General features: G+C 39.7%; 10 protein-coding genes. 3 read left to right on the top strand and 7 right to left on the bottom strand.

The window, feature by feature from the left end:
• The coding region (locus HP456_RS25100; protein ID WP_512698763.1) for a YbyB family protein at positions 1-96 on the top strand (96 nt) is incomplete at its 5' end.
• A gap of 130 nt (positions 97-226) precedes the next feature.
• Here HP456_RS25100 and HP456_RS16780 read toward each other — a convergent pair.
• From HP456_RS16780 to HP456_RS16805, 6 genes are all read right to left on the bottom strand, one after another.
• A complete protein-coding gene (locus tag HP456_RS16780) occupies positions 227-532 on the bottom strand; it encodes a hypothetical protein (protein ID WP_172253198.1) in 306 nt (101 codons plus the stop codon).
• A gap of 141 nt (positions 533-673) precedes the next feature.
• Entirely contained in the window at positions 674-1,600 is a 927-nt protein-coding gene (locus HP456_RS16785; protein WP_172253200.1) for a DUF1002 domain-containing protein, read from the bottom strand.
• A gap of 483 nt (positions 1,601-2,083) precedes the next feature.
• Positions 2,084-3,034: an ArsA family ATPase gene (locus HP456_RS16790; RefSeq protein WP_172253202.1), complete on the bottom strand. Its 951-nt coding sequence runs from the start codon at positions 3,032-3,034 to the stop codon at positions 2,084-2,086.
• A gap of 25 nt (positions 3,035-3,059) precedes the next feature.
• Positions 3,060-3,317 carry a cory-CC-star protein gene (locus tag HP456_RS16795; protein WP_172253214.1) on the bottom strand — a complete coding sequence of 86 codons (258 nt, stop codon included), beginning with the start codon at positions 3,315-3,317 and terminating at the stop codon, positions 3,060-3,062.
• A gap of 107 nt (positions 3,318-3,424) precedes the next feature.
• On the bottom strand, positions 3,425-5,164 hold the full coding sequence (locus HP456_RS16800) for a carbon starvation CstA family protein (RefSeq protein ID WP_172253204.1): 1,740 nt from the start codon (positions 5,162-5,164) through the stop codon (positions 3,425-3,427).
• Positions 5,165-5,408: 244 nt separating this feature from the next.
• Entirely contained in the window at positions 5,409-5,813 is a 405-nt protein-coding gene (locus tag HP456_RS16805; RefSeq protein WP_172253206.1) for a sporulation protein, read from the bottom strand.
• Between the two features lie 124 nt (positions 5,814-5,937).
• On the opposite strand from HP456_RS16805, the gene HP456_RS16810 reads away from it, so the two are divergent.
• Positions 5,938-6,270, top strand: a complete 333-nt coding sequence (locus tag HP456_RS16810) for a DUF2680 domain-containing protein (RefSeq protein ID WP_172253208.1) — start codon at positions 5,938-5,940, stop codon at positions 6,268-6,270.
• A 46-nt stretch (positions 6,271-6,316) separates the two neighbouring features.
• Here the strand turns inward: HP456_RS16810 and HP456_RS16815 are convergent, their stop codons facing one another.
• Complete coding sequence (locus tag HP456_RS16815) at positions 6,317-7,333, bottom strand: threonine aldolase family protein (protein ID WP_172253210.1); 1,017 nt, start codon at positions 7,331-7,333, stop codon at positions 6,317-6,319.
• 287 nt (positions 7,334-7,620) lie between these two features.
• On the opposite strand from HP456_RS16815, the gene HP456_RS16820 reads away from it, so the two are divergent.
• Positions 7,621-7,812: helix-turn-helix domain-containing protein (locus HP456_RS16820; protein ID WP_172253212.1), on the top strand; the 192-nt coding region annotated here is incomplete at its 3' end.

Raw genomic sequence — 7,812 nt, forward strand, 5'->3', positions numbered from 1 at the left:
GGTAATCCCGACCCGCAGAACATCGAGGATAATTCAATGGTCAGTGAAGGTGCAATGACTTCAGTACAATATTATAATGAGAAAAAGCAGGATTAACTGGAAAACAAGCAGGGGGATTACTCCCCCCTGCTTGTTTTTGCTGTTAAAATAGTGTGATTATATCATTTACTTATTGAAATCCCCTTAGCAGAATATAATTAAATAAGATATTTTTCTTTATGATTGTTTAATAAAAATAGACATATCTCTTTCCGAATCCACCAAAAGGTCCACCGCCTACAATCTGACCGCCTAAAAAACCTATCCCCAAACCAATCAGTCCAGCACTTAACGGATTTAAACCATATCCATATCCGAAGCCTGCTCCTGGTCCCTGAACAGGAGGAGGATATCCCGGAAATCCGTAACCGTATCCAGGTGGCCTCCCCGCTGCAGCGTATGGAGGATATCCACCCGGGTATGGCTGATTTATAGCTGGAAATCCCTGATTTTGATAAAGGTTTTTTCTATAAAAATGTTGTTCACAATTCATAAATGCCACTCCTCTTAATTAGCCTATTATCAAAAACGGAATCCGGAAGGGCTTTTGACCAGTGAATATAAGTTTTGGTTTATCTTTCAATAGCATGGGATAAAAAAAGAAGCCCGGAATAACCTGGACTTCTAAAAAATGTCATGCAAATAAACTTTTTATCGACTTAAATAAATCGGCAATCGCATCTATCAATCCGGTAAAGAAGTCGGATACTTTTTGGCCGAAACTCTCATCGTTCACGATATCTTTAATGGTTGTTTGGATGTCTTCGGTCAAATCCTGAAGCTGCTGCTGGACATTATCGAAGTCAATATCGAGTGACCTGATCTTGTCAAATAAATCAATCAGTAACTGCCGGTCTTCAGGACTAAGCTCTATATTCATGCTCTGAAGCTTTTCTTCCACGATTTTCTCCACTTCTTCTTTTGTCGCCGGGTCTTGTTCGGCAATTTCCTTTTTGATTTCAGTCAGAAGTTCACTGACTTTTTCTTTATCGATACCCGAATCCTCGGCAAGTTCCGTAGCTACATTCAACTCTTCATTCGCCACTTCCATACGGACTGAATCGAGTTTTTCCCCACTTACATCATATGCTTTATAGATACCTGTCAAAGCCGAATGACCGCTTACCTTCACTGGAGAGGCAACTTCTACGTTTGCATTTTCCACTCCGGCAGTAAGTAAGGCATTTGCATACATGGATTCAGAAACTTCTGTAATGTTTTCAGGAGTAACAATTTCCACATTCAGCCCCTTGCCTTTTTCCTGCCTGATGATTTTTGCTGAAGAAAACATTCTCGCATTTCTGTTTTCCCCCTCAATATATTTTACAAGGTCTTCCCCTGTTGCAGTAAATTCCTCAACATCATCATTTTCGTTAAGTCCAAGTTGTTTCTGGACATTCTTCTTTTGCTCTGCAGTGAGTGTCTCACCATAAACAACTATCGGCACTCCGAATTTTTCGTTAATACTTTTTTTATCACTGTTGTTATCTGAAGCTGCTGCCGGATGTACTAAACCAATTAATAATAGACTGGTCAGTACTAGACTAATTAACTTTTTCATATTTATTCTCCTTTTTCATTGCTGTCAACGTTTTTCGGATGACCGATAAACTTTTATTAATTGTACAAGGGTGTTCCTCCAAATGCATCCTTCTCAGGTCTTATTTTTTGTACACTGTTATAGACGTTTATAAAGAAAAAAAGTTTCAAGCTTTTTGCTTTTATATTTTTTCTATAAGTTTTCATATTTCAGGAATAACTGTAAACCGCTTCTTTCCACTGGTACATTTAACTGGATGAAAAACCTGCATGGTGCAACTGCAAAAAAAAAACGATGAAGACACCGCCTTCATCGTTTACTAAAGTATGTACCGGCAGAGTTTCTACCTGCCTTTTCACCAACAAATTTACATCTTTATTTACAATGTTAGTTGTATATTCTTCCGTTCACGAATACCTATTACACTCTCAACTGGATTTAAACTTTCAAATCAAGCGTGCTAAACGGTCAATCATATATCAAGTCATCCACTGTATTTACTTTTTATACTGAATTAGCTAACTCTTTCTGCAGATGCTTAACGAATTTCTCCAAATGATCGACGGAACAAATATCTTCTTCTAATAAAGGGATTTCGTATAAGCTCTGTTCTTTAAACTTACTTTTCATCAACTGAAGATAACCCTTTTCCTGTTCTTTTCTTTTCTCCAGGAATTGACCGTCTGCGGTATGCGGTAGAACTTTATTCACAATTAGCCCTTTTATCTTCAGCTCGTGTTTATTCATCAATTCGATTGCTTTTTCCGTTTCCAGAATTGGCAGCCTTTCTGGAATTAAGACAAATATAAAGCCTGTTCTGGATGAATCCAGAAGGATAGAGCGTACTCTTGCAAACTTGTCTCTTCTATTCTGCAATACTTCATAAATTGGATCTTCCACAGGTTCTCCATCATTTAACAATTGAGAGTAGTTTTTATTCGTCTTTTTTCTTCTTTCAAGCATACCGTCCATCCAGATGCCCATCAATTCAGGAAGAGAAAGCAGTCGGATTGTATGTCCAGTTGGGGCAGTGTCAAAAATGATTTTATCAAATTCCTCTTTTTCTTCTAAAATAATCGACACAATCCGATCGAACAAGGCAGCTTCTTCCGCACCTGGTGCAGATGCAGCCATATCGACTTGGCGATGAACCTCATTGATCATAGCCGGCTTGACCATCCCTTTTAAATTCTTCTTTACTCCCTTGATATATTGCCGGGTTTCCATTTCAGGATTGATTTCAAGACCCCACAAATTCTTGAGTAAAGGAGTTTTTTTTGCGCCAATTTTTTCATGAAAGATATCGCCTAAATTGTGAGCGGGATCAGTAGAGATAATTAGCGTCTTAAAACCATTTTGTGCAAACATCACAGCTAATGCTGAAGCGGATGTGGATTTTCCTACTCCTCCTTTCCCACCCACAAAAAGAATAGACTGGTTTTGGATCTCATTCATTTAACTTATCACCCTTTCCCGAATATCAGCAGCATCTAATTCCATCAAGCGGGGAATGGTCCATACCCATTCTTAAATGCCAGTCATGAAATTTTTCTATCATATATGGGTACAGTTCCAATGTGTAGTAAAAAACTGGATTGGGCAGCCCGAGCATATCAGAGTAAAGGAGTAAAAAGAACAAATCATCTTCATCTCTTAGTTCTCTTGCAATTTCTGTTTTATGGGGATGTTTTATAATTTCGTCATAAAGATTGATTATTTGTTTGAATTTTTCTCTCATTGATGAATCAATCAAGCTGCACCCTCCTTTTTAAAACTTTTCAGTCATAAATCAATTTAAGGAACCCTTCCGGCACCTTAATCTTGCTCAAAAGGGTTCCCGGCATATTATGCAGTGAATTGATTCGGGTCTTCGCCTCTTTTAGATAGCGATGATGCAGCTGTAATCAATATCCAAAGTGTGAATATCAATATGATGCTGCCAAAGATAAATAGAAGCATATTTCCTTCTGTTTCACCGATTCCGGACCATTCAAAAATCACCTGATTGATCATTGCCCATAGAGTCATGAACATCAAAAACAGCATAGGTATTAATGTTGCAAGATAATTTCTTCCCTGTCTCTTGAGCCATATCGTAATTAACAGCAAACTGATTCCTGCCAATAATTGATTCGAGGTGCCAAATAACGGCCAAAGAAGATATCCTCCTGAACCGAATCCTTTGGGACCTTGTGGAAGCAGTGTCAAAGCTGCGCTTGATACCACAGCTATCGTGGTAGCAACATGCGCATTCGTCAGCGGCGTCACATTATATTCCTCTCCCAATTCAGAAATGATGTATCTCATTAACCTTACGGAAGAATCAAGAGTGGTTGCCGCAAAGCTTACAATGATGACGGATACGATGGTGGCTGCAATATCGGCCGGTATCCCAAGTCCTGCAGCAAGTTGACCGGCACCTTGGATAAATACGCCAAGTCCTGCACCGCTTGCAGCTGCAAATCCGCTGTATGTGGCCTTGAATTCTTCAATATTCGGGAAAAATGTAATGCATGCTATAATAGCAATCAGTGCAAGTGCCCCTTCACCGACAGCCCCTAAATAGCCTACAAACCGTGCATCCGTCTCCTTATCAAGTTGTTTAGATGATGTACCGGAAGATACTAGCCCATGGAAACCTGATATTGCCCCGCAGGCAATGGTAATGAATAATAATGGAAACCACGATACATCAGCAGAACTATTTGTCATCGGCGCTGTAATTTGAGGATTTGTAAACAATAAACCTAAGTAAAGTAATCCAAGACCAACCACTAATTGATGGGAGTTGATATAGTCCCGTGGCTGCAATAACTTCCATACAGGCAAGGTGGATGCGATATAAACATAAATCATTAAGATGATAATCCAGACAAAGAATGCCATACTTGTGGAGCTTAATCCAAATAAAGCAGATGCCCCTTCACCGCCAAAGTATTTAACCAGGTCAATCTGAAGGAATTCCACTCTGCTTGCAACAATCGCAGATAGATACATTACTGCTAATGCGACGATGGAAGGAAGCAGCATGCTTTTGCTCCGTTTATAAACTCTATATCCAATCCATAATGCTAAGGGTATCTGGATGAACACCGATAGCACACTTGCTGGAAACGTAATAAATAAGTTCGCGATGACCCATGCAAAAACGGCATTTACCATAAGGACAAGGATCAATATAATACATAGAAATAAAACCTTCGCTCTTTTTCCAATCAATTTACTAGCCAAAGTACCAACAGATTGTCCTTTATTTCTGACAGAGAGAACGAGTGTTCCAAAATCATGGACACCGGCAGCAAACACTGTTCCCAAAATGACCCACAAGAATGCTGGCAGCCACCCCCAATACACAGCGATTGCCGGTCCTACTATCGGTGCTGCACCAGCTACGGATGTAAAATGATGCCCCCAAAGAACAAACTTATTCGTAGGGATGAAGTCAACACCATCTTTGAATTGATGAGCAGGTGTAACGTAATTGGGATCCAATCGATAGATTTTTTCCGCAATAAATGTAGAGTAATACTTATACCCTAATAAAAATACAATCCCTCCTATTAAAGCCAGCCAAATTCCACCCAAAAAATATCTCCTCCTTCTAACTGATTACACCCATAGCATTCGCCAATAATTCATTATGCGAGTCAGACGAAGTAAAAATACTGAATATTTAGAATGTATGCGCTTACTTCATTTTACATGGGGACATCCAGGAATTCAACGGGAATTTACCGTTGGCAATCATATCTGAATGCAATCGAATCTGATCAGACTTAAGTGGAAGCAAAAAAACAAGCCGGATCCAAAAGGGATCCGGCTGCTTCAATTAACTCACAATGATATTATCTTCATCTGTTGGATCCACCGCCTGTGGAATATCAACGGTAGTCCTTAAAATAGTTTGATTTGTTCCAGTTGTTTTAGGGTGACCCGGGTCTGTAGGAATTTGAAAGCTTATTGATTTCTTTTCCCCCGCTTTAATTGTGCCGATACTATTTAATACAATTGTCTTTAACTCCTTTTCGTGGTATGGGAAATCACTGTCTTCTTTATCCTCTTCATATTTAAACAACAGGAGCAATTGAACTTCATTTATCGGCTGATCAGCCATTCCCCCCTCAATTATTACTTCTCCGTTGATGTTTTCACCTGCTGTGATGGATGATTTAGGAACAACGGTATCCACTTTTACATGTCCAATCCCGATACTTGACAGGAATTTTTCTAACATGGATATGACCACCTTCTGCAAATAATATAGTTATCTTTCCTTTGATCAATTATAAATGCCTATACATATATTGCTAAAATTATGTTGAAACTATCAATGAAACTTAACGAAAGAAGGGATATCTATGAAAAAAATAATCTTTACACTCATTGCTGTTTGCATGCTCAGCCTAAACTTCCAAGGTTATGCCTCTGCTGAAGACCAACGGACGGCTCCGCAGAAAGTAAATTTATCGGATGCACAGAAACATGAGCTCGATAAATTGCATCAGGAATTGTTCACTACAAAAAAAGCACTGATCAATAAATATGTTGAGTACGGTGTCTTCACCAAAGAACAAGGAGCAATGATGATCAAAAAAATGAACGAGCGCTATCAAAAACTGAAAGAAAACGGATATATGATGAATTGGCATCATCACCAGGGAAAAATGCTTCACCCCCAAAAAACCAATTAAAAAATATGGCTGGTTTGATGCTATGCATCTTTCCAGCTTTTTTTATCTAAAGCGACTTCAAAATTTTTGCTGCAAAATGGATTTCTTCCATTGTTAGATCATAGTGGGTTACGAACCGGACTGTGTCCTTACCAAAACCACCGATCAGAACCCCTTTATCTTTCAGGACTTGCACAAACTCTTCTGAAGAGTACCCTTTTCCCCGAACATTCGCAACTACAATGTTCGTATCAACATCGTTGACCACTTTGATTCCGTTGCAGGACTGTAGAGCTTCCTTAAGTACAACTGCCTTGTCATGGTCTTCAGTAAGTCTGTCTCTCATGGTTGTCAATGCAACCAGACCCGGTGCGGCGATTAAGCCCGCCTGCCTTAATCCCCCTCCAAGTCTCTTCCTCCACTTTCTCGCCCGCTTTATAAATGAATGATCACCCGCAATAATCGAACCGACCGGTGCTCCCAACCCCTTTGATAAGCATATCTGCACAGTATCACAATGGCTAGTGAATTTCTTGATATCCATTCCACTTGCTGCTGCAGCATTGAATAGTCTCGCGCCATCAACATGGACTGGTACCGAATTCCTTCTGGCAACTGAGTATATAGCATGCATATTTTCAGGTGAAATAATTGCACCTCCTGCTCGATTATGTGTATTTTCCACACAAATCAAGCCCGTTTCAGGAAAATGCTGATCTTCGTCCCTCATTGCAGCTTCTACACACGCAGGGTCCATTGCTCCGTTTACCCCCGGTATAGTTCTCGTCTGGACTCCTGCAAAAGCCGCCACCGCACCTGATTCATAATAGAAGATATGCGAATTTTCTTCTAAGATGATTTCATTGCCTGGACGAGTATGTGTCAGCACAGCAATCTGATTTCCCTGAGTGCCGCTTGTAACGAATAGCGCCGATTCCTTTCCCAATATCCTTGCAGCTGCCTCTTCCAGCTTAGTAACAGTCGGATCTTCCCCGTAGACATCATCCCCCACTTCTGCTTCATAAGCCGCCTCTCTCATTTCACGTGTAGGCTTTGTTACAGTATCACTACGTAAATCAATCATTTCAATTCCCTCCTGAACTCATTTTTCATATATCACATTATAACAAACTTTCAGCTTGGGATTAGGTTAAAATATACACACCTTAAAAACCAAGGCAATACCATTTACCCACAAAAAATATAATTATAGGAATATTCTCAACATTCCGTTCTTTTTTGTGTTACTATTTTAATAATCTTAGAAGTTGTTCGGACAAGCCCGCAACCCATCCTCCCTGTTCTTTCAGAATTCAGTGCTGCAAGTCAAGTCCGCCAGTTGAATATTATCTGCTGAAGGAGTAAAAATTCATGAACATCGGTTCGAAAATCCGCTTTCATAGACAAAAGAGAAATTTAACACAAGAAGAATTATCAAAGGGGATTATTTCCGTATCGTATCTTTCCAAACTGGAAAACAATCAGGTCACTCCTTCTGATGACATTATTCAATTAATTTGCAAACGTCTGGGAGTATCTTCACTTCAGAACGATGAACAGGAA

Source organism: Bacillus haikouensis, from assembly GCF_013179555.1.
GTDB classification, from domain to species: domain Bacteria; phylum Bacillota; class Bacilli; order Bacillales; family Bacillaceae_B; genus Rossellomorea; species Rossellomorea haikouensis_A.